This window comes from Clostridium nigeriense, from assembly GCF_050585245.1.
In the GTDB taxonomy this organism is placed as follows: Bacteria; Bacillota; Clostridia; order Clostridiales; family Clostridiaceae; genus Clostridium; species Clostridium nigeriense_A.
The window spans coordinates 1-21,033 of the sequence record NZ_JBNOOF010000007.1 but is presented as its reverse complement, the minus strand read 5'-3'; the positions used below and the strand labels follow the sequence as shown (position 1 = coordinate 21,033).

Annotated in this window: 14 protein-coding genes, 5 tRNA genes, 1 rRNA gene and 1 other annotated feature; of the genes, 2 read left to right on the top strand and 18 right to left on the bottom strand. The window is 27.7% G+C overall.

The genetic code is table 11. From position 1 onward, the window contains the following. Positions 1–135: 135 nt before the first annotated feature. The 3 genes from ACQPUY_RS11685 to ACQPUY_RS11675 all read right to left on the bottom strand — a co-directional run bounded on the left by ACQPUY_RS11685 (position 136) and on the right by ACQPUY_RS11675 (position 2,230). Positions 136–212, bottom strand: a tRNA-Arg gene (locus tag ACQPUY_RS11685). Between the two features lie 79 nt (positions 213–291). Then, positions 292–1,206, bottom strand: a complete 915-nt coding sequence (locus ACQPUY_RS11680; protein ID WP_430841408.1) for a sensor histidine kinase — start codon at positions 1,204–1,206, stop codon at positions 292–294. Between the two features lie 262 nt (positions 1,207–1,468). Then, positions 1,469–2,230, bottom strand: coding sequence for a DUF1189 family protein (locus ACQPUY_RS11675; protein WP_430841407.1), 762 nt, complete (start codon positions 2,228–2,230; stop codon positions 1,469–1,471). Between the two features lie 159 nt (positions 2,231–2,389). Here ACQPUY_RS11675 and ACQPUY_RS11670 point away from each other — a divergent pair, with 159 nt between their 5' ends. Then, positions 2,390–3,640: a L,D-transpeptidase gene (locus ACQPUY_RS11670; RefSeq protein ID WP_430841406.1), complete on the top strand. Its 1,251-nt coding sequence runs from the start codon at positions 2,390–2,392 to the stop codon at positions 3,638–3,640. Positions 3,641–3,698: 58 nt separating this feature from the next. Here the strand turns inward: ACQPUY_RS11670 and ACQPUY_RS11665 are convergent, their stop codons facing one another. Further along, entirely contained in the window at positions 3,699–4,904 is a 1,206-nt protein-coding gene (locus tag ACQPUY_RS11665; protein ID WP_430841405.1) for a L,D-transpeptidase family protein, read from the bottom strand. A 122-nt stretch (positions 4,905–5,026) separates the two neighbouring features. Here ACQPUY_RS11665 and ACQPUY_RS11660 point away from each other — a divergent pair, with 122 nt between their 5' ends. Continuing rightward, entirely contained in the window at positions 5,027–6,382 is a 1,356-nt protein-coding gene (locus tag ACQPUY_RS11660; protein WP_430841404.1) for a CCA tRNA nucleotidyltransferase, read from the top strand. Between the two features lie 171 nt (positions 6,383–6,553). Here ACQPUY_RS11660 and addA read toward each other — a convergent pair whose 3' ends face one another. From addA to rrf, 14 genes are all read right to left on the bottom strand, one after another. Then, complete coding sequence (addA, locus tag ACQPUY_RS11655; RefSeq protein ID WP_430841403.1) at positions 6,554–10,318, bottom strand: helicase-exonuclease AddAB subunit AddA; 3,765 nt, start codon at positions 10,316–10,318, stop codon at positions 6,554–6,556. 2 nt (positions 10,319–10,320) lie between these two features. Next, positions 10,321–13,755, bottom strand: coding sequence for a helicase-exonuclease AddAB subunit AddB (addB, locus tag ACQPUY_RS11650; protein ID WP_430841402.1), 3,435 nt, complete (start codon positions 13,753–13,755; stop codon positions 10,321–10,323). Positions 13,756–13,799: 44 nt separating this feature from the next. Next, a complete protein-coding gene (locus ACQPUY_RS11645) occupies positions 13,800–14,315 on the bottom strand; it encodes a GNAT family N-acetyltransferase (RefSeq protein WP_430841401.1) in 516 nt (171 codons plus the stop codon). 180 nt (positions 14,316–14,495) lie between these two features. Further along, complete coding sequence (locus ACQPUY_RS11640) at positions 14,496–15,440, bottom strand: ROK family protein (protein ID WP_430841400.1); 945 nt, start codon at positions 15,438–15,440, stop codon at positions 14,496–14,498. 184 nt (positions 15,441–15,624) lie between these two features. Then, positions 15,625–15,715, bottom strand: a tRNA-Ser gene (locus ACQPUY_RS11635). 26 nt (positions 15,716–15,741) lie between these two features. Beyond that, positions 15,742–15,832 (bottom strand) — tRNA-Ser (locus ACQPUY_RS11630). Positions 15,833–15,968: 136 nt separating this feature from the next. Further along, a tRNA-Ser gene (locus tag ACQPUY_RS11625) sits at positions 15,969–16,059 on the bottom strand. 363 nt (positions 16,060–16,422) lie between these two features. Further along, on the bottom strand, positions 16,423–17,700 hold the full coding sequence (gene serS, locus ACQPUY_RS11620; RefSeq protein WP_430841399.1) for a serine--tRNA ligase: 1,278 nt from the start codon (positions 17,698–17,700) through the stop codon (positions 16,423–16,425). A gap of 52 nt (positions 17,701–17,752) precedes the next feature. Then, positions 17,753–17,951 (bottom strand) — a binding site (T-box leader). A 45-nt stretch (positions 17,952–17,996) separates the two neighbouring features. Next, positions 17,997–18,251 (bottom strand): DUF1667 domain-containing protein, encoded by a 255-nt coding sequence (locus ACQPUY_RS11615; RefSeq protein ID WP_430841398.1) that lies wholly within the window; start codon positions 18,249–18,251, stop codon positions 17,997–17,999. Beyond that, positions 18,244–19,656 (bottom strand): NAD(P)/FAD-dependent oxidoreductase, encoded by a 1,413-nt coding sequence (locus tag ACQPUY_RS11610; protein WP_430841397.1) that lies wholly within the window; start codon positions 19,654–19,656, stop codon positions 18,244–18,246. Before ACQPUY_RS11610 ends, ACQPUY_RS11615 begins: the two co-directional genes overlap by 8 nt. 18 nt (positions 19,657–19,674) lie before the next feature. After that, a complete protein-coding gene (locus ACQPUY_RS11605) occupies positions 19,675–20,181 on the bottom strand; it encodes a transcription repressor NadR (RefSeq protein ID WP_430841396.1) in 507 nt (168 codons plus the stop codon). A gap of 15 nt (positions 20,182–20,196) precedes the next feature. After that, positions 20,197–20,706 carry an HD domain-containing protein gene (locus ACQPUY_RS11600; RefSeq protein WP_430841395.1) on the bottom strand — a complete coding sequence of 170 codons (510 nt, stop codon included), beginning with the start codon at positions 20,704–20,706 and terminating at the stop codon, positions 20,197–20,199. A 137-nt stretch (positions 20,707–20,843) separates the two neighbouring features. Continuing rightward, positions 20,844–20,919 (bottom strand) — tRNA-Ala (locus ACQPUY_RS11595). 10 nt (positions 20,920–20,929) lie between these two features. Then, a 5S ribosomal RNA gene (rrf, locus tag ACQPUY_RS11590) occupies positions 20,930–21,033 on the bottom strand; the annotation flags it as partial.

Sequence of the window (21,033 nt, the reverse complement as noted above, 5' to 3'; positions counted from 1 at the left end):
TTTTTCCGAATGAAATTTATATTAAATAAAATCAATATTTTCTATTTCAAAAAACCTATAAGGGGAAAAATGTTAAAAACTACTCATTTTCTCAAAAGAAAAAGCCTTGTAAACTTAGCATTTACAAGGCTTTCATGGTACGGCGGAGAGGATTCGAACCCCCGACCAACTGGTTCGTAGCCAGCTACTCTATCCAACTGAGCTACCACCGCATACTATATTTTTAACAATATTTATCTTATCATAACTACTTAAATAAATCAAGCAACTTATATTTAATAGAAAATGTTTTTAATTACTATATATGTCGGCAAATTCTACTTCTAACATTTGAATCTTGTTACTTCCTTCATCATTCAAGCAATGATCCTCATTTTCTTCAACAATTGTTATAGGAAAATTTATTATAAATTCACATCCATTTCCTTCATTGCTTTTCAATGATATTTCTCCATCCATAGATTGAACTAAATAATTTACTAAATCTAGCCCTATTCCACTTCCTACTGCATCACTTTCTCTTTTTTTTGACATTTGATAAAATCTATTAAATATCTTTTCTTGATATTCCTTAGATATTCCTGGTCCTTCATCCTTAACAGAAATCCTTATTTCATCATTGAGAACAAACATATCAATATAAACATTTGTATTACTATATGAAAATTTTATTGCATTTGATAATAAGTTCATAATTATTCTATCTAATACTTCTGGGTCTACTCCCATTATACATTCTTCCTCATTTGTATCAAAAATAAGCTGAATATTTTTTTGTTTTGCATATTTATCTATACAACTTATTGTGCTTTCTACCATAGAAATAATATCAATATTTTTTTTATTTAATACATAGTAATGGTTTTCTAATTTTGTAGTATCTATTAAGTTATTTACTAGTCTAAGCATCTTTAAACTATTTCTTTTAACTATTCTCATGTATTCATTAGCTTTCTTATCGCTTATCAACATAGATCCATATTCCATAACTTGCATAACACTTAGAATAACATTTAAATGACTCCTTAAATCATGAGAAATATTAAGTAAAAAATTTTCTTGCTCTGCATTCTTATTAATTAACTCTGTTATGATGCCTACTAAATCATCTTTCGTGAGATTCCTACCACTTTTAAAAAAAAATTCGTTTAATTTATCTTTGTTTGATAATAATTCCCTCTCCATAAATTCGTTAATAATCATCATAAAAATTCCTTTCGTAACAGCTTCAGCTTTTATTTATCTACCCCATAACATTAGTTTATCATATACACTTTTTTACAACAACATCTTTTGTATTTTTTTCCATTTTTTTTATTTTTTATTATATTTTCATTTTACTATTTATTTATTTTGTAAATTACTTGTAATTATATACATATATTCTTTCTTGATTCCCATTTAATAGCAAATAAATTACAAAAAAAATATCCTAGCAAATACTTGCTAGGAATTTGTGATCCTTTGTTTACACTATACTCTCTCTCTTCAAATGCTTTATAACAAATATTAGGTAAGTTCCCGATATTAATATACTAAATGAACCTATTGGTAATATTAAACTTAGAATTGTAGGCAGAGTTGTAGCATAAACACAAATTTTAAATATATCCCCATAACTAAGTTTTAAATAATTTACTTTATTTAATATAACTCCAACTATTGATAATATAAGTGTATTTAACATAAATTTAATATATGTTATTATTATAGCCACTAAAAATGCTATGTATTTAGTTATACCAATTAAATTTAAAGATTTTAATAAGGTTTCATTATTTATCTTACTCATAAGTGGGAAGTCACTAAATTTATAATTATATTCTTCTCCATTGATTCTATAAGAAATTCCATCCTTTAATATTGCAAATGATAAATCTTTATGAACTACAATCTTTCTTATACTTTCTACATCATCTAAAGATATATTAGTATCTATATAGACCATAGCTCTTCCTTCTTCTCTTTTAATGGGAGAATTTTCAAAATTTAGTACGCCATTATCTAATGTAAATTTAAATTCGTCTGATGATATTACATTTTCCATGGTTTTTTCTACAGTTCCTATTGCTGTAAAACTTACAGCTCCTAATATAGCCCCTACTACTAGAGACAATAATATAGAATAAAGTATAGTTTTAGAAATATTTTCCTTAATTAGATCTTTATATTTCCTTATACTAGTTGTACTTAACCTTACTTTATTAATAAAGTTTATTTTTTCATTCATAATTATCTAAACTCCTTAGAATTTTCTATTTAATTAATATTTTAACATATAAAAATATTTTTATAAATAAACGGTAATTTATATAAAAGTTAATTTTTTAAGATTAAATTTTATCTTTTTTGTTAATCATTATAGTATAAGTTTTAAGGAGGTCAAAAAATGTATAGTAATAAATCCAAAAAACATAATAGATTTTCTTTTTTTAAGCTATTTTCTATTTTTGTTTTATTAATATTATTAGGATTTACTGCAAATATTTATTTAAACTCACAATATGAATTATTAACTTCTAATTTTTATAATGAGTTTAATAATTATAATTTTTCTGATGCAAAATCTATATTAAATAATAAAGTTTTAACTATTAAGAAAAATAAACTTAATAATGATTTAACTTCTTATTTTACTGATGTAGTTAACAAGGTTTGTATAGCATTATCCAATAGCGAGATTAATTCTAATAAAGCTTTAGAAATTTTAAATGAAATTAAAGATTATGATATTCTTAATTCTTCCCTAGATAAGTTAATAACTTCATTAGATGAAAGCCATAAAAATATTGCAACCAATAATCAAGATAGCACGACTAATAATTCAAAATCTTCTCTTGATAATGATGAAACATTTAATTATAACGAAGATAGCTTTTTAAATCTCGGAATATCAGCTTTCAATTCTAATGATTATGATACAGCCATGAAATATTTTAATAAAATTACTGATTCTACTTCTAAAGATTATGAAATAGCACAAAGTTATATTAAAGACTATAAAGCAAACTATAAAGAATACTTACTTGAAAGTATAGACGAATTAGTTGCTAATAAATATTACACTAAGGCAATTAATATTTTATCTAATTATGATGCAAGTCTTCTAGCAAAAGAAGATATAACTGAAATAGAAAATAAAATAAACTCTATAACAATGTTTAGAGAAGAATATAGTGGTGAGGATTCTGAGTATACATCAAATGCTATACTTCAAGAAATAACTCCTAATAATATAAATAGTCTATCAATCGCTAGTAAAACAGCTTATCTTGTTTATTTAAATCTAGATAAGCAAATGACTTATGTATACGAAGGTTCTAATAACAATTGGAGTCTTATTAAAGAATTTCCTAGTTCCACTGGAATAGATGGAGAAGAAACTCCTAAAGGTATTTTTTCAGTTACTAATAGGGGGGAATGGTTTTACTCAGAAGAATTCCAGCAAGGCGCTAAATATTGGGTACAATTTATGGGTGACTATTTATTTCATTCATTACCTTTTGATGAAAGTCAAAGTAATATTGTAGATTATACTATAGGTGAACCATCATCACATGGTTGTATAAGATTAGAAGTAGAAGATGCTAAATGGTTATATGATAATATTGCTAATTATACTAAAATTATCATAAATTAACTTAATTAATAAATTTCAAAAATGGCCAATGCACATATATGCACTGGCCTTCTTTATATTAATAATTATTATAAATATCTTCATATGAAAAATCCATAATTATAACTGGATCTTTCTCTGGATCTAATCTTGTAAGAAGATTAATTAAATTTTGTTGCGGTATGGCAACACATCCATATGTATATGAACCTGTATCGCAGTGTAAAAATATAGCCGAACTTTTTCCTGGAACTACTGGCCATCTATTATAATCTATAACAATTGCATAATTATAATACCCTTGGAAATCTATAAGCCTTTCTGCTGATAACCATCTTCCATTAGGCTCTCCAAACTGCATAGTATTATAAAACTCAGATCCTTCATCATCTACCCAATATTCTGTACCATTCAACTGCCTGTACCTAATTCCACTGCCAGGATTATCATTTATACCAAAAGCTTCTGTTAAAGAATATATACCTGTAGGAGTACATTTATCCATTTCATAAACTTTACTAGCAACCTTCATTCCATTCTGCCCTAATCTAGCTGATACCTTGTCCACCAAAATCCAATTGTCAGAGTCATCTTTTTCCCAAAATACTAATTCACCATAAGAACCACCTTTGCTTACTACAGTTACTATCTGACTGGAATATTTAGAAGCTACAGTATTTGCAATTCCTAATTTGGCGGCATTATCGGTGTTATCATCACTACTATCTTTATCTATAGAATTAGCTTCCTCCTCTGTTCTTTTTTCTTCTAATCTATTATTATATATATTCTCTATATCTGAAATATCTTCATTAGGATACTTTTCTTTAAAAACATCTATTAATCCTTTTACTGAATCTATATCTTCATTTATAGCTGTTTTTATTTTTTCCTTTTCTTTCTCAATTTCATCATAATAAGATTTTACTTTTTTCTCAATATCCAATAAATCTTCATTTAGTTTACTAAAAATTTCATTATTTAGATTACTATTATATTTCTCTTTAAAACTATTTACCTTTTCTTTAGATTTCTCAATATTACTTTCATCCTTTACTTTCAAAAATTCTTCAAGTATATTTTTATATAAAATTAATACTTCACTATCTTTACTTTCATAAATGGATTTTATTGCTTCCTCATAATCTCCATTTAATATTAAAGTTTCTATTTTATTAATTACTTTTGTTTCTTTTTTAGCCTTATATATGAAAAAACTAAAAGTGAGAATAACTATAATTACTAAGATAGAAACTATTAATACCCTGTATTTTTTGTTCTTCATAACTACCTCCTCTATAAACAAGCTTGCATTAAAAGTATAACATATTAAAACCTTTATATTTATTATTAATTATTTCATTTTATGGTATTATTTATATATAAAATTTTAAAGGTAGGATAACAATGAAAATAAATATTCCAAAGGACGTTAATTATATTATTAGTAATTTTTATAAAAATAACTATGAAGCATATATGGTAGGAGGTTGCGTTAGAGATAGTATTTTAGGGACATTACCTAAAGATTATGATATAACTACTTCTGCAAAACCAAAAGAAACCATATCTCTATTCGAGAAAACTATTCCTACAGGTTTAAAGCATGGAACTATTACTGTTCTTATAAATAGTAATCCTTATGAAGTTACTACTTTTAGAACTGAAGGAACTTATTTAGATAATAGGCGCCCCTCTTCAGTAAATTTTGTTACTGATATAAAAGAAGATTTATCAAGAAGGGATTTCACTATAAATGCATTGGCTTACAATGAAAATAAAGGCTTAATTGATTACTTTAATGGAATTAATGACATAAATAATAAGACAATTAGATGTGTTGGTGATCCTGATAAAAGATTTAAAGAAGATGCATTAAGGATGCTTCGTGCTATAAGATTTAGTTGCCAATTAACCTTTAATATTGAGAAAAATACTTATAATGCAATTAAGGATAATTATAAGCTAATTGAAAATATAAGCTTTGAAAGAATTAGAGATGAACTTTGTAAAATACTGATTTCTCCTAATCCTTCAAGAGGCTTAAAACTATTAAAAGATACTAAATTATTGGAATTAATACTTCCTGAGATAAATTCTCTAGTTGATTTTTCAGCTAAATGTACTAATCATAATAGAAATGTATTTACTCATACACTAAGAGTTATTAATAATACTGAAAATAACCTATTATTAAGATTATCTGCTCTTTTACATGATGTTGGAAAACTAAATACACTAACTCCTTTCAATGATGGAAGTTTTTATGGTTTCCCTGGACATAGTATAGAAGGATCTAGAATGAGTAAAAAAATTCTTTCTAAATTAAGATTTGATAATAATACTATAAAAATAGTTTCTAAATTAATAGAACACCATTTGGTTTTAAACGCAAATACAATGCCTACTAAATATGAAGTTAAAAAGCTATTGAATGATGTTGGTAAGAATAATATATCATTATTATTTAAGCTCCAAAGAGCAGATATAAATTCTCTAGATAATCCCAAGATCTTTTTAGAAAAAGTAAGTTATACTGAAAAATTAGCTAAACAGATTTTAGAAAACAATGAGCCTCTAACTATAAAAGATTTAGATATTACTGGAGAAGACTTAATATCTAATTTAGAATTAAAACCTGGGAAAATAATTGGTGATATTTTAAATTATATTTTAGATAGAGTTTTAGAAAATCCTAATTTAAACTCAAAAGATATATTATTGGAATTAGCTAAAACCAGATTTTGCAAAGCAAAATCTTAAAAAAGAAGGTAGAATGAAGAATGAAAAATTGAGGATGTTTTCCTCCATAGAACTTAAAATTCATTAGTAGAAGATAATTTTTATTTAAAAATTCTAGAGAATTTTCCCCTTAATTTTTCATTATTAATTCTTCATTTTACCTCATAAAAATGCTCTTATTTTAATCTATTTCTATATTAAGACCTCTTTACCTAATCCAAATAGATATAGGTAACTTTCTTTCACATTTTTACCAGTTATCTTTTCAACTGCTTCTTTATAATACTTCAATTGTATTCTATATTTATCTAGTATTTCTTCTTCCATTCCCTCTACTACATAATTAGTTTTATAGTCTAATAATACTATTCCATCTTCTTCTTCAAATATACAATCTATTATCCCTTGAAGTCTTACCTTTTCTTTTTCGTAAATCTTCTCTGGTAATGTACTGTCAACATTTAAGCTACTAATTTCAGTGTAAAAAGGAATTTCTCGCCTTAGCAATCTACCTTTACTATATGCAGATAACATTCTTTTTCCTAAATTGCTTTTAAAAAATCTTAAGAAATTAATTTTATCAATAGCTTTAACTTCTTCTTCTGAAAGTAAGTTGTTATTTTTCATTTCTTGTATTTGATCTCTTATTTCTTCATTATTTGCTATTCTCTCTAAATCTAATTTTTGCATTATAAAATGAACAGCAGTACCTCTTTCTGATGCTGATAAACCTTTCTTTTCTTGAAGGAACTTAGGTTTTAATACTTCTTTATCTTTAAAAATATTAACAGTTAATACATCATCATCTTCATTCTCATAAAGAGACCTCTTTAAATCAGATACTGATACGTTACTAGGTAGTCCCCCAGCTAAGCTATACTTATATTCATAGTCTAATCTTCTTCTTATTTCTTTATCTATATAATTTATATCTGAATATATAAATAAGTCTTCTTCATCATTTTCATCCACAGCCACTTCATCTTTTTCCACAGTTAGGGTACTTTTACTCCACATTTTAACCTTCCATGTGGAAAAATCATTAACAAGCAAACTGTTTGTAGAGCCAATATAATTTCTTAGCTTCTCTCCATCTCTATGCTTACATAAAGCCATTCCAATCCAATCTAAATAGCTTTTTCCTTTTAGCACTTCTGATGGTGGAACAATATCTTCATCTAAAGCAGCTGCTGACATCCATCTTGTTATAGACTTTTCTAAATCTCTAGTTGCTCCTGTAATAATTAATTTTTCTTTAGCTCTAGTAAATGCAACATAAAGAATTCTCATTTCTTCTGAAAGAGTTTCAAATAATATCTTCTTTTTTATTGCTTCCTTAGCTAAGGTACTATATGAATTTCTCTTTTCTAAATTAACGTAGTCAGGTCCCAAACCTAAATCATCATGATAAAGAATAGATTTGTTTAAATCCATTAAATTAAATTGTTTTCCAAAACCTGAAGTAAATACTACCGGGAACTCAAGACCCTTACTTTTATGGATACTCATTATTCTAACAACATCCTCATTTTCCCCAAGAACTTTAGCACTTCCCATGTCTCCCGATGAATTTCTGAGCTTGTTAATAAAGTTTATAAAATTAAATAATCCTTTAAAGCTAGTTTTCTCAAATTGTTTTGCCCTTTGGAATAGTATTTTTAAATTTGCCTGTCTTAGCTTACCATTTGGCATAGCTCCTACATATCCATAATAAGCTGTATCCATATAGATATACCATATAAATTCATCTATTGGAGTATATATAGATTTCTTTCTCCACTTCTTTAGATTATTTATAAATACCTTACACTTATTTTTTAATTCCTCACTCACTTCATAATTATCTTCAACAACTTCACTTATGATCTCATAAAAGTACTTCTCTTTATTTAAGAGTCTGACATCTCCTAATTCTTCTGCTGTAAATCCTACTAAAGGAGATCTTAAAACTGAAATCATAGGAACGTCTTGCATTGGATTATCTATTATTTTTAATAATGACATAATAGTTCTAATTTCTATAGTTTCGAAATATCCTGTTCCTGTATCTGCATAAACAGGGATTCCTTCATATCCAAGTTCATCTAAAAATATCTCTGACCAATTTTTAGTTGCCCTTAATAGAATAACTATATCTTTATATTTAAGTGGCCTATATTCTCCTGTTTCCTTATCTAATACCTTAAATACCTTTCCTGTTTTTAAATCAGGATTTAATAACTCCTTAATTCTTCTTGCTACTATTCTTGCTTCAAGAGTTATAGCATCTACATCTTCCTCTTCTTCTACATCTGAGTCTCCAATATTAACTTCTTCTATTTTATCTTCTTCAGGAATATCCTTATTTCCTGACTTATCTAAAATATGAAGTTCTATTGAGCCTGCAACCACTGTATTTTCATATTCATTTTCTTTATAGCTTGCACCTAGATTTAATGACTCTTTATCAGTATATTCAAGCTCACCAACTGTTTTAGACATCACTTCTTTGAAGATATAATTTACCCCATTAATAACTTCTTCTCTGCTTCTAAAATTCTTATATAATTGAATTTTCCTATTTAAACTTCCTTCTTCTAGTGGATATCTATTATATTTATCTAAAAACAACTCTGGTTTCGCTTGTCTAAATCTATATATACTTTGTTTAACATCACCAACCATGAATACATTAGGATCTTCTAAGCTTTTTCTTGAAACTAAGTCTATAATAGCTTCTTGAACATTATTAGAGTCTTGGTATTCATCCACAAGAACTTCATCAAAGTACCATCTAAATTTCTCTGAAACACTTGAAGGAATAATATTCCCATCAGCATCATGGTTTATAAGTATTTTTAAACATAGATGTTCTAAGTCATTAAAATCTAATATATTTCTATCTCTTTTCTTTTGTTTAAATCTACCTATAAAATCTAAAGTTAACTTACTTATCATCTTCATATAGGGATAAGAATTTTTAATTCCAGATAAAGCATCTTCTAAAGGCATAGAAAAACTATCTTCAACTAATTTAGATGCCTTTTTCTTAATACTATCCCTTATTGATTTTACTATTTCTAAGCTTTCTCCATCTGAAACATTATTTTTCTTAACTGACTTCAATCTTCCAAAGCTTATTTTATTAACTTCAGTATATAGTTCTTCTATTCCATAGTTTAATGAATCTAAAATTCTCTTAAACATCTCTAAATCATCATTAAAGGTAGGTTCATAAGGCTCTAATCCTTCTGTTGATCTAATCATATCTAAAGCTTTCTCTAGGACCTTCACATATCCTAAAACTTCAATTTCAATAGTCTGTTTTAATATTTTAATCCACTCTGTGTTATTTAAATCTTCAATAGTATCTATATTAAAACTTTCTGCACTTTCTACAAGCCATTTTTCTGGCCAAGGACCGCTCATTGAAAATCTATATAAATCTAAGATAATTTCTTTTAATCTTTCATCATCCCTAGAAGTACTATAGGCCTCAATTAAATTTTTAAAATCACTATCTTCATTTTCATAATAATCTTCGAACATGTCATTAATTACTTCTAATTTTAATAATGTATTTTCTGTTTCATCAGCTATTCTAAATGTTGGATCTAAATTAATAATATGATAATAATTTTTTATAACATCCAAACAAAAAGAATGCATAGTAGTTATATTCGCCCTACTTAAAAGTGTTAATTGTCTTTGCAATACCTTTGAATTTGGATTAACCTCTAACGCCTTTGATATAGCATCTGCTATTCTTTCTCTCATTTCTGCTGCTGCTGCTGAAGTAAATGTAACTACCAAAAGTCTATCTATATCTACAGGATTATCTTCATTAGTGATAATCCTAATTATTCTTTCAACTAAAACTGCTGTTTTTCCTGAACCTGCTGCTGCTGCTACTAAAAGATTACATCCTCTTGTTGTAATAGCTTTAAGTTGATCTTCTGTCCATTTAGTACTTCCCATATCTATACTTGACCTCCCTTCTCTACTTCATCCTTTATTAATTTCCATGCGTCTTCATTACTCTTTTTTAATACTATCTTGTACTTATTATTTTCTATAGAAGTATCAAATTGGCATATAGATGAATAATCGCAGTAATTACAATATGGAGTATTATTATTTTTACACGGAACTATCTTAATTTCTCCACTTAGCATCTCTTCGCAAAGCTCTGCCATCTTGTCATTTACATACTTTCTTAATATATCAAATTGTTCCTCTGTAACTACTGAACTAGCAGCAGTAAAATTACCGTCCTTCTTAACAGCAGCTGGAATAATTAAAGAGTAAGATGATTCTATATCACTATCAATAGCCTTAACTACATTTATATCCTTAAGTAATAAGCCGCTCATTTTTAATTCTTTTAATATATTTTCTTTAATTTCTTCTTCTGTAAGTTGCTTTTTAGATTTAATTATAGGATCATCTATTTTAAAATATAAAATTGCTCCAGGCATAGCTTGTTTTTCTAATATATATTTTGAATTCTTTATAAGAGCATCTAAATAAACTAAAAGCTGTATTTGAAGTCCATAATATACCTCTGTTAAATTAAACTTTTTATTACCAGATTTATAATCCACAACCTTAATATAAGTATTACCATCTAAATCTAAAGTATCTATTCTATCTACTCTACCAACTAAATATACTGTCTCCTTAGATGGAAGATCTATTTTTATAGGTTCACCATCTTTAAAACCGCCAAATTGAAACTCATTTCTAAATACTTCAAAACGACCTTTTCTCATCTGCTCTGAAATAACCATAACAGACTTAGTTATAGTCCTCTTAAACCTATCTGCAAAATATTTATATTTTTTAGTACTATTTAATATTGAGTTAACATCATTTTCTAATTTTTTATCTACTAGCTCATTTACTATTGCAGTGCATTTTTCCTTGTTTAAATCAGACCAAGCTATTTTTTCGTTTCTAATAGTATTAGTAAAATCATCTAATACATTATGCATAAATGATCCTAAGTCTGGCGCTGAAAATTCATATACCTTTCTATCCTTTGCCTTTAATCCATATTGAACATAATAAGAAAATGGACATTGAGCATATTTTTCTATTCTAGATATATTAAATACTAGCTTTTTATTTTCTAGTTGATAAAGTTTTTTTATCTTCTCTCTAGGAACCTTCTCAACTAAATTAGTATAAGTTAGTCCCTTAAACATTCTATTAGCTTTGTTCTTAAATACTTCATTATTTTCAAACCATTTAAAAGCCTGTGCCCAGTATTCATCTACCTCTTCTTTTTCAAATTCCATCCTTAGGGCTGAAATAAGTTCATTGAAGGTAGGTAATGGCGAAGTTATTTTACTAAACTTATCTTTTCTATCTCTTAAATTATAAATCTCACTTTCTTCTATTAAATTGGGCAGTACTTTTTTTATCCTTGGAATAATTATAGAAGGTCTCAAAGACTTACCTTCAAAATCTGCCATAGGAAAAGTTATCATTAAGTATTCTGAAGCAATTGTAAGAGCAGTATAAACTATGAATTGTTCTTCAAAAGCTCTGCTTTTTGTATCTGAAGCTAACCTTATACCTATATTTCTTAATAAATCTCTTTCTCTATCACTAATTATTCCTTCATCTTTATTAACAGATGGCAGTACTCCATCATTTACTCCTATTAAATATAATGCTTTTACTTCTCTACCTTTAACTCTAGATATATCTCCAATATTAACTTGATCTAAAGCCATAGGTATTACTCCTATTTCCTTCTCTTCAAAACCTGATATAAGAATCTTTGTAAATTCTTTAATATCTATTACTTCATCCCCAAGAACTTCTACTAATTGATCTAAAATTTCTATAACCATTTCAGGAACTTGCATATATTCCTTAATTTTATCTTGAAGTCCTAATTCATTGAATTCATCAAGCCAGGATTCTAGAGTTTTAAATACATCTAATTCAACTAAAAACTCATAAAGGTTAGTAGCTATTTCTTTTACAGATTTATTTTCTTTTATTTTTTTATGAAGTCTCATTAAAGGAGTCCTAACTTCCTCCATAATTTCTAAAACTAGATTTTCATCATCTGGTATATCATCCTTGTCATAAAGATTTTTAGTCCACTTATATCCTTTTATCCCATTAGCTAAAACGTAATTTTCTAGTATATCTATATATTTTTCTTCTACATTAACTAAACCACTTTTTAAATATTTAAATACACTTTCATAAGACCAATTACTAGATAATATTTCTAAAGAAGAAATTAGCAATACTACTAGGGGATTGTTTAATATCTCTCTTTTCTTATCCAAAAAAAATGGAATTTTGTAATCATTAAATATTACTGTAACTATTTTTTCATACTGATCTATATTTCTACAAACAACGGCTATATCCTTATATCTATATCCCTTATCTCTTACCATAACTAATATATCCTTAGCAATAGTTTCGACTTCTTCATAGCTATTATTTGCTTTATAAAGTCTTACATTATTAGCCTTTCCCTTATATGGTTTGAAAGGATAAGTAAAAAAGTGTTTTTCTAAATGTTGAATATCTTCACTGTTTAAAAATCTATAGGAATACCCCTTATTTAAATCAATTGGCTCTAAATAAGATATATTTCCTTCCTTCATAATATTTAAAATGGAATTTTCGGTATTCTTTATAGCATCAAATATATCCGTATAATCTACTTCTTTTCCTCCACTTAAATTATCACTGCATAAAGTTATGTTTACTGTCTTCGCCTTTTTAGCTAATATTTTTATAACCTCTAATTGTTGTGGTGTAAAAGTAGTGAATTCATCTATCCAGATTTCTGCTCCGTCGTAAATATTACAATCAGCAAGTTTCTTTGCTAACAATGTTAACTCATCGTCTGAATCTATGAATCTTTTATGAAGCACTTCATTAAAATCATGATAAATTATCTTTAAATCATTCATTTTCTTTTTTAATTCATCATCATGAATTTCTTCTTCTTTAATCCCTAGTATTTCCGTGGAAATATTATATTTTTTAAATTCAGTTATTATTTTTGACACAACAGAAGAAAAACCTTGTTCCTTCGTCATCCTATTAAAGTACTGAAGTTCATCTCCCTTATCTCTTAATAACTTATAAATAAGCATATTCCTACCTGAATCGCTTATTTTAATATCTGTTCTTCCACCACATTCCTCAAAGACTCTATGAGCCATTCTTTTAAAGCTCAACACTTCTCCCCTTAAAAAACCTTTTTCCGTAACTATATCTAAAAATTTTTTTTCTGTATCAAAAGTATATTGCTCTGGTACTATCAATATAAGCTTGTTACTTGAATCATTATTATCTATCTTTTTCTTAATTTGATCTAAGCAAAACCTACTTTTTCCTGTACCCGCTCTCCCAAAAATAAATCTAATTCCCATTCAAACACTCCTATTATTTAATATCTTAATTATATCCCATAGTTCTAAATAAATTCCTCTTTTAATAGCCCCATAACTAAAGTATCTATGTATTTTCCATTATAATAATACTTACTTCTTCTTACTCCTTCACCCTTGAATCCGCATTTTCTATAACATTTTATTGCCCTTTTATTTTCTTTTACAACTTCTAATTCAATCTTATGAGCTCGTTTATTATTAAATAAATAGTTACATAAAGTTCTTATAGAATCTAATCCATATCCCTTATTCCAATATTTTTTTCCTATTGTTATTCCAATAGAGTAAACATCTCTTGTATAACTATTTTCTTTGTAATAAACATATCCTATTAAATCACTAGTTTTAGTTACTATAATTAATTCTTTTTTATTAGGCTTTGTAAAATGATGAAATTGACTATTTAAATACTCTTTACTCATAACTGCTGTAGATAAACCATTATACTTTAGCACATCCTTATCTGCACAAATATCGTATAGTTCTTCTATATCCTCTCTAACTGGATTCCTTAGGTATACATTTTCTCCATATATCATTTTACACCATCTCCCTGATTAATCTTCTTACTTTTATTATAAATCTTTTATACATAGTAAAAAAAGAGTACAAATATCATAATTATATTTATATCTCTACCTTTAAAATTAATATTATATTTTTATAAAATTAAGGCTATATCACACTTAATATATATTGTGATATAGCCTCATAATTAATTATTTACCTTCTAAAATTGCAAGTGCTGCTGCACCTAGAACCCCTGCTTGGCTTCCTAAAACCGCCTTTTCTATTTTACAGTTATTATAAATAGTCTTTAGACATCTTCTCTCCATCTCATACTCTATTTTATCGAATACTATTCTACCTGCTTCACTAACTCCCCCACCAATTATTATTTTATCTGGATCAAATGAGTTTGCAATATTAGAAATAGTTATTCCTAAATATGATAATGAATCATTTAATATATCTTGAGAAACCTTATCTCCTTTTTCTGCTTCTAGGAATACTTCTTTTGCAGTTACTTCTTCATAATTTTTTAAAGTTGTTTCTACTTTGCTTTCTACAGCTTCTCTTGCTCTTTTCATTATTGCAGTTCCTGATGCCATAGCTTCTGCACATCCAGTATTACCACATCCACATCTAGGACCGCCCTTCATTACTGTTATATGTCCAATTTCTAAAGCATTTGCTGTACTTCCTCTAAATAGACTTCCATTTAAAATAGCTCCTCCACCGATTCCAGTGCTTACAGTAACATAAACCATATTTTTGCTACCTTTTCCTGCTCCAAACATATACTCACTTAATGTTGCTACATTTGCATCATTATCTAAATAAGTATCAATTTTATATTTTTCCTTTATAGGTTTTACTATATTAAAGTTTTTAAATGGTAAATTTGGAGTATAAACTATTAATCCTTTTTCTAAATCTAGAGGCCCTGGAGAGCCAACTCCAATAGCTTTAACTTCATTTATATCTGTTCCTTGTAAAACATCATCTATAGTCTTTAATAGCTTCTCTAAAACAGCCTCATCGCCTTTATGGGCTTCAGTCTTAACTGTAACTTCTTTAATTATCTTTCCTTCTAAGTCAACTAAAGCAGTGTATATCTTAGTTCCTCCTAAGTCTACACCAATTACATATTTCTTTTCCATCTCCATCCTCCTATATATACCTCATAATATAACTTTTATAAATGATAAAAATAGTATATCATTTATTAAAAATGTTTACAATGAAGCAATTTTCATTAAAACATTTTATAATGATTTATTTATAGATTAAATTTTTATAAATTTATAAATAATAAAAAAGCATCTAATATTCATTAGATGCTTTTGGCGGAGAAACCGGGATTTGAACCCGGGCGCCAGTTGCCCAACCTACGCCCTTAGCAGGGGCGCCTCTTCAGCCACTTGAGTATTTCTCCATGTGCCTTCTCTTATAAAGGTTATATGGCGGAGAGAGTGGGATTTGAACCCACGGTACCCGTAAAGGTACGCCGGTTTTCAAGACCGGTGCCTTAAGCCAGCTCGACCATCTCTCCATATTTCAGTCTTGCGACAAATATTATTATAGCAACCACTATATATATTGTCAATTATTTTTTTTAAATTTTTAATATATTTTTTATTATGTTCATATTTAAATTAAAAAGCATCTAATTTTAGATGCTTTTTCTATGGCGGAGAGAGTGGGATTTGAACCCACGGTACCCGTAAAGGTACGCCGGTTTTCAAGACCGGTGCCTTAAGCCAGCTCGACCATCTCTCCATGTTTCGTCTTTCGACAAATATGATTATAGCAACAGAAAAATATTATGTCAACATTTTTTATTTAAAACTTTTAAAAAACCACTATTGGCCTATAAGATATACTAATATATATCTCATAAACAGTTACTTATAAATACATTTTTTAACCTCTGTATTGATTCATTTTTATAAATAATAAAATATATAATATTATTATTTTATATTAAATTAATATATTTATACTTAAGTATCCTTAATAAAAATAGGATGCATATTATTTTACCACTAATTTATTGGTAGTTATATTATGCATCCTATCATTATGTTTAGATTTAACTCACTCTAAATCTATTGTTATTTTATTTCATCAAGTTAATAAATATTACTTAATTACCTTCATATTTCCCATATATGGTTGAAGTGCACTCGGAATATTTACTGAACCATCCTCATTTAGATTATTTTCTAAAAATGCTATTAACATTCTTGGTGGTGCAACAACTGTATTATTTAATGTATGAGCAAAGTATTTTCCATTCTTAGAATTTACACGAATCTTTAAACGGCGAGCCTGTGCATCTCCTAAGTTTGAACAACTTCCTACTTCAAAATACTTCTTTTGTCTTGGGGACCAAGCTTCAACATCTACTGACTTAACTTTAAGATCTGCTAAATCTCCAGAACAACACTCTAAAGTTCTAACTGGTATATCTAAAGAACGGAATAAATCTACAGTATTTACCCATAATTTTTCATACCATTCCATACTTTCTTCTGGTTTACATACAACTATCATCTCTTGCTTTTCAAATTGATGAATTCTGTATACTCCTCTTTCCTCTATTCCATGGGCTCCCTTTTCTTTTCTAAAACAAGGAGAATAACTTGTTAAAGTATGTGGTAATGATTCTTCAGGTAATATAGTATCTATATACTTACCTATCATAGAATGTTCACTTGTTCCAATTAAATATAAATCTTCACCTTCAATTTTATACATCATAGCATCCATTTCAGCAAAACTCATAACACCTGTTACAACTTCACTACGAATCATATATGGAGGAATACAATAAGTAAATCCACGATCTATCATAAAATCTCTAGCATATGAAATTATTGCTGAATGAAGTCTCGCAACATTTCCCATTAAATAATAGAATCCACTTCCTGCTACTTTTCTAGCGCTATCTAAGTCTAATCCACTTAACTTTTCCATTATTTCTGTATGATACGGAACTTCAAACTCTGGAACTTTTGGCTCTCCAAAACGTTCAACTTCTACATTTTCACTATCATCTTTTCCAATTGGAACACTTGGATCAATTATATTTGGTAAAGTCATCATTATTTCCTTAACTCTTTCAGCTAATTCACTTTCCTTAACTTCTAACTCAGATAAACTCTCTGAGTTTTCAGTTACCTTTTTTTTCATTTCTTCTGCTTCTTCTCTTTTTCCTTGAGCCATTAAAGCTCCTATTTGTTTTGAGAATTTATTTCTATCTGCTCTTAAGGATTCAGCTTGTTGCTTAGCTTCTCTAAGCTTTTTATCTAATTCTATTACCTCATCTACAAGTGGAAGTTTACTATCTTGAAACTTATTTTTTATATTTTTCTTAACTATCTCTGGGTTTTCTCTTACAAATTTTAAATCTAACATTATTATATCTCCTCTCTTATTTTTTTAAATAAAAAAGAACCCTTCTCCCCTAAAAAGGGACGAAAGATTCCGCGTTGCCACCCTAATTAATAGCAATAATATGCTATTCACTCAATAAATTTAACGGTTTCTACCGTACTGCTCATCGCAGTCCCTCCGAGGTGGATTCATAACATATTACTATCGATTTACACCAACCATCGACTCTCTTAAAGTAAAAATGATATTACTAGCCTCTTCAACAGTTTTATTATATTTATTTTAATATAGTATAAAAAAATATTTATGTCAATATTTTATTCATCAAATAAATCTCTTGTACAGATTATATCTATTCCAGTATTTAATATATTTTTACATATTATATTTCCTACTTTAACAGGAACACTTACATATATTCTTCCAATTACCTTAGATAACTCTATCCAGAGACTTCTATCTACCTCTTTACTAGATTTTACTGGTACCACCTTATACTTATCACTTCCCTTAACTCTAACTATAGATGTAAATATATCCTTATTGCTATCGTCATTATTCAATTTACACATCTTCAAACTCCTTTATTCTACTAGATATTATCTTAGAGTCTTTAGAATCATCTACTATATCAGTAATATTTTTATCTAATTCCCTAGCAAGTATGTTTACTATCTTTTCATAACAATAAGATCCATGACAATTTCCAAATCCTGATCCAGTCCTTCTTTTAACACCTTCTACAGTCCTAGCACCTAAAGGTCTTCTGATACAATCAACGATTTCTCCTTCTGAAATATTATTACACACGCATATAATCTTTCCATATCTCTTATCCAAAGCAATTATTTCATTTGCTTCTTTTTTACTAAGTTCTCTAAACTTATATACTTCTCTTCTTTTATCTATAAAATTCTTTTTTAATGTACAATTTAAATTATTAGCAATGGTATCACAAAGCATCTTAGCTATTGCTGGGGCTATAGTTATTTTACCATAATGAGTGCCAGTTACTCTAATATATCCCTTATCTACTTCACTATCATCTATTAACATAGAATCTTTATTATAGCTTTCCCTAAAAAGATTATTTATATTATTTTTTTCTAAACCTTGCAATAAATTATTTGCATATAATAAATTATGTCTTAGGGTAGTCTTTTCAGTACTTTTTATTCCTATTAATGATCCTGTAGTTGTAGTCGGCGTACTTAAAACAAATGTATCTTTATCAAATGTCTCTATCACTATTTTATTCAACTTATTTTTATAATTATCATCTACCAATAAATAACTCATATTTTTAAAATGAGTCCCTTCTCCCTTAGTTTCCTTATCCTCTACCTTACCATTTTTCTTTATATATATCTCATGAGGAATAGTATTAATAACAACTTTACAACTAAACTTATTCTTGTTAGTTGTTACCCTAAACCCTTTTGATAAGTTCTGTATATTTAGAACTTCTTCTTCTAATCTAAAAATAACCCCATTATCAGCAGCTACTTCTGCATATGCAATAGCTAAGTCATATGGAGCTACTATTCCTATATTTTCTGAATAAAGACCTTTCCTTATATTATGATTTATATTCGGTTCAATATGATATACTTCTTCAGCGTCAATTAAATGAACCCCTTCAATTCCCCTTCTTCTAGCTCTATCATACATTTCTCCTAATTTTTTCACGCCATTTTCATCATTAACTACTCTTAGAGCTCCAATTTTCTTAAATGGAACTTTAAACTTATTACAAGTCTCTTCCATTATTGAATTTCCTATATACTCGAGTCCAGCCATTACATCATCAGAGGTTTCAGAGCCATCATATACTATAGATGTATTAACAAATGAAATATCATCTGCTATATCATAATCTCTTTCTATTAAAGCTATATTAAAATTATATTTAGATAACTCATAAGCTACAGCACAACCTATTATACCTCCACCTAATATAAGAATATCATAATCCATAGTTTCCCTCCTCCCATACTATAGTAAAAATCCTTTTTCTTTTAATTCTCTTTTTATTTCCTTAATGTCTTCTTCACTGTCTGCTGCAATCGTATGAAGATGAATTCCATCAGTTAAATTAGATAGAGGTTTAACATTTTTATTTTTAAACTCATTTTCAAATTTATTTAAATCATTTAAATTCTTTATCATTAAATTTCCTCTTATTTCTCCATATAAAGGATGCTCAATAATTACATCTTCTATTATTCCTCCATATTTAACCACTATTTCAAGTTCATCTATTGTTTTATTCTCATCATGATTAACAGCTATTATAGATTTAACTTTATTTACGTCCTTGTTATAAATATATCCATCTGGAGTTGCTATAATAGTATTACCTTCCGCTCTTAAAATTGCAATATCTTTCACTATAATTTGCCTAGTAACTCCAAATAAAGAAGCTAGTTCCGTACCCTTTATAGCTTTGTTGCTTTTAACTAGCATCTTACCAATCTCTTCTCTTCTCTTTTTAGAACTCATAAACCACCTCAAAAGCTAATTTTTATCATCACATACTTTTATTATATCAAGTATATGATTACCTTTTATGAAATCTTTACTATGATGATATCTAACTACTTGCAATAATTCTTTATCTTTTTCAAAGCCATTATCTTTCAATATATCTAATCCTATTTTAGGATGATTATAGTATACATTTATTTGTTTTATATTATCGTATTTTTTTATTTTACCATTACTAATCTTATCTAATAATACAACAGCAGATTTTTCAAATAAGGATAAATGTGTATATCCCTTACCTACATCATGCAAAAGAGCTGCTCTCCCTAACTTATACAAATCTACATTTATATTTAAGTCATTCCTCATCTTTATAGAATCCTTGCAAACCCTAATACAATGATGTTTATCATTATGCTTAAGATTATTAAATATTCTAATTTCTTCTTCATTTAAAAATTTAGTTACATATGTATAATCTATTTCCTTAAACAATGAAGTGAATCCCCAAATAAATTGCTTTACTCTATATAAAGCCATCGAAATCACCTTTCCGAAAATATATAGTGTTATTATTTCTATCTATAAAAATAATAACACTATATATTTTTATTATCAATTATATAAATTATTTTAATTTTAAGCATAAAAAAAGAAGTTATGTTTTCATAACTTCTTGGTGGAGGTAAAGGGATTCGAACCCTTGACCCCTTGCGTGCAAGGCAAGTGCTCTCCCAACTGAGCTATACCCCCATAAAAAATAACCTGGCGACGTCCTACTCTCCCACATAGTCTCCCATGCAGTACCATCGGCGCTGTAGAGCTTAACTTTCCTGTTCGGAATGGGAAGGAGTGTTTCCTCTACGC

Coding starts and splice junctions, on each gene's coding strand:
- ACQPUY_RS11680 (WP_430841408.1), bottom strand. CDS start 1,206: ATGATGATTATTAACGAATTTATGGAGAGGGAATTATTATCAAACAAA.
- ACQPUY_RS11675 (WP_430841407.1), bottom strand. CDS start 2,230: ATGAATGAAAAAATAAACTTTATTAATAAAGTAAGGTTAAGTACAACT.
- ACQPUY_RS11670 (WP_430841406.1), top strand. CDS start 2,390: ATGTATAGTAATAAATCCAAAAAACATAATAGATTTTCTTTTTTTAAG.
- ACQPUY_RS11665 (WP_430841405.1), bottom strand. CDS start 4,904: ATGAAGAACAAAAAATACAGGGTATTAATAGTTTCTATCTTAGTAATT.
- ACQPUY_RS11660 (WP_430841404.1), top strand. CDS start 5,027: ATGAAAATAAATATTCCAAAGGACGTTAATTATATTATTAGTAATTTT.
- addA (WP_430841403.1), bottom strand. CDS start 10,318: ATGGGAAGTACTAAATGGACAGAAGATCAACTTAAAGCTATTACAACA.
- addB (WP_430841402.1), bottom strand. CDS start 13,755: ATGGGAATTAGATTTATTTTTGGGAGAGCGGGTACAGGAAAAAGTAGG.
- ACQPUY_RS11645 (WP_430841401.1), bottom strand. CDS start 14,315: ATGATATATGGAGAAAATGTATACCTAAGGAATCCAGTTAGAGAGGAT.
- ACQPUY_RS11640 (WP_430841400.1), bottom strand. CDS start 15,440: ATGGAAAAGAAATATGTAATTGGTGTAGACTTAGGAGGAACTAAGATA.
- serS (WP_430841399.1), bottom strand. CDS start 17,700: ATGTTAGATTTAAAATTTGTAAGAGAAAACCCAGAGATAGTTAAGAAA.
- ACQPUY_RS11615 (WP_430841398.1), bottom strand. CDS start 18,251: ATGTGTAAATTGAATAATGACGATAGCAATAAGGATATATTTACATCT.
- ACQPUY_RS11610 (WP_430841397.1), bottom strand. CDS start 19,656: ATGGATTATGATATTCTTATATTAGGTGGAGGTATAATAGGTTGTGCT.
- ACQPUY_RS11605 (WP_430841396.1), bottom strand. CDS start 20,181: ATGAGTTCTAAAAAGAGAAGAGAAGAGATTGGTAAGATGCTAGTTAAA.
- ACQPUY_RS11600 (WP_430841395.1), bottom strand. CDS start 20,706: ATGGCTTTATATAGAGTAAAGCAATTTATTTGGGGATTCACTTCATTG.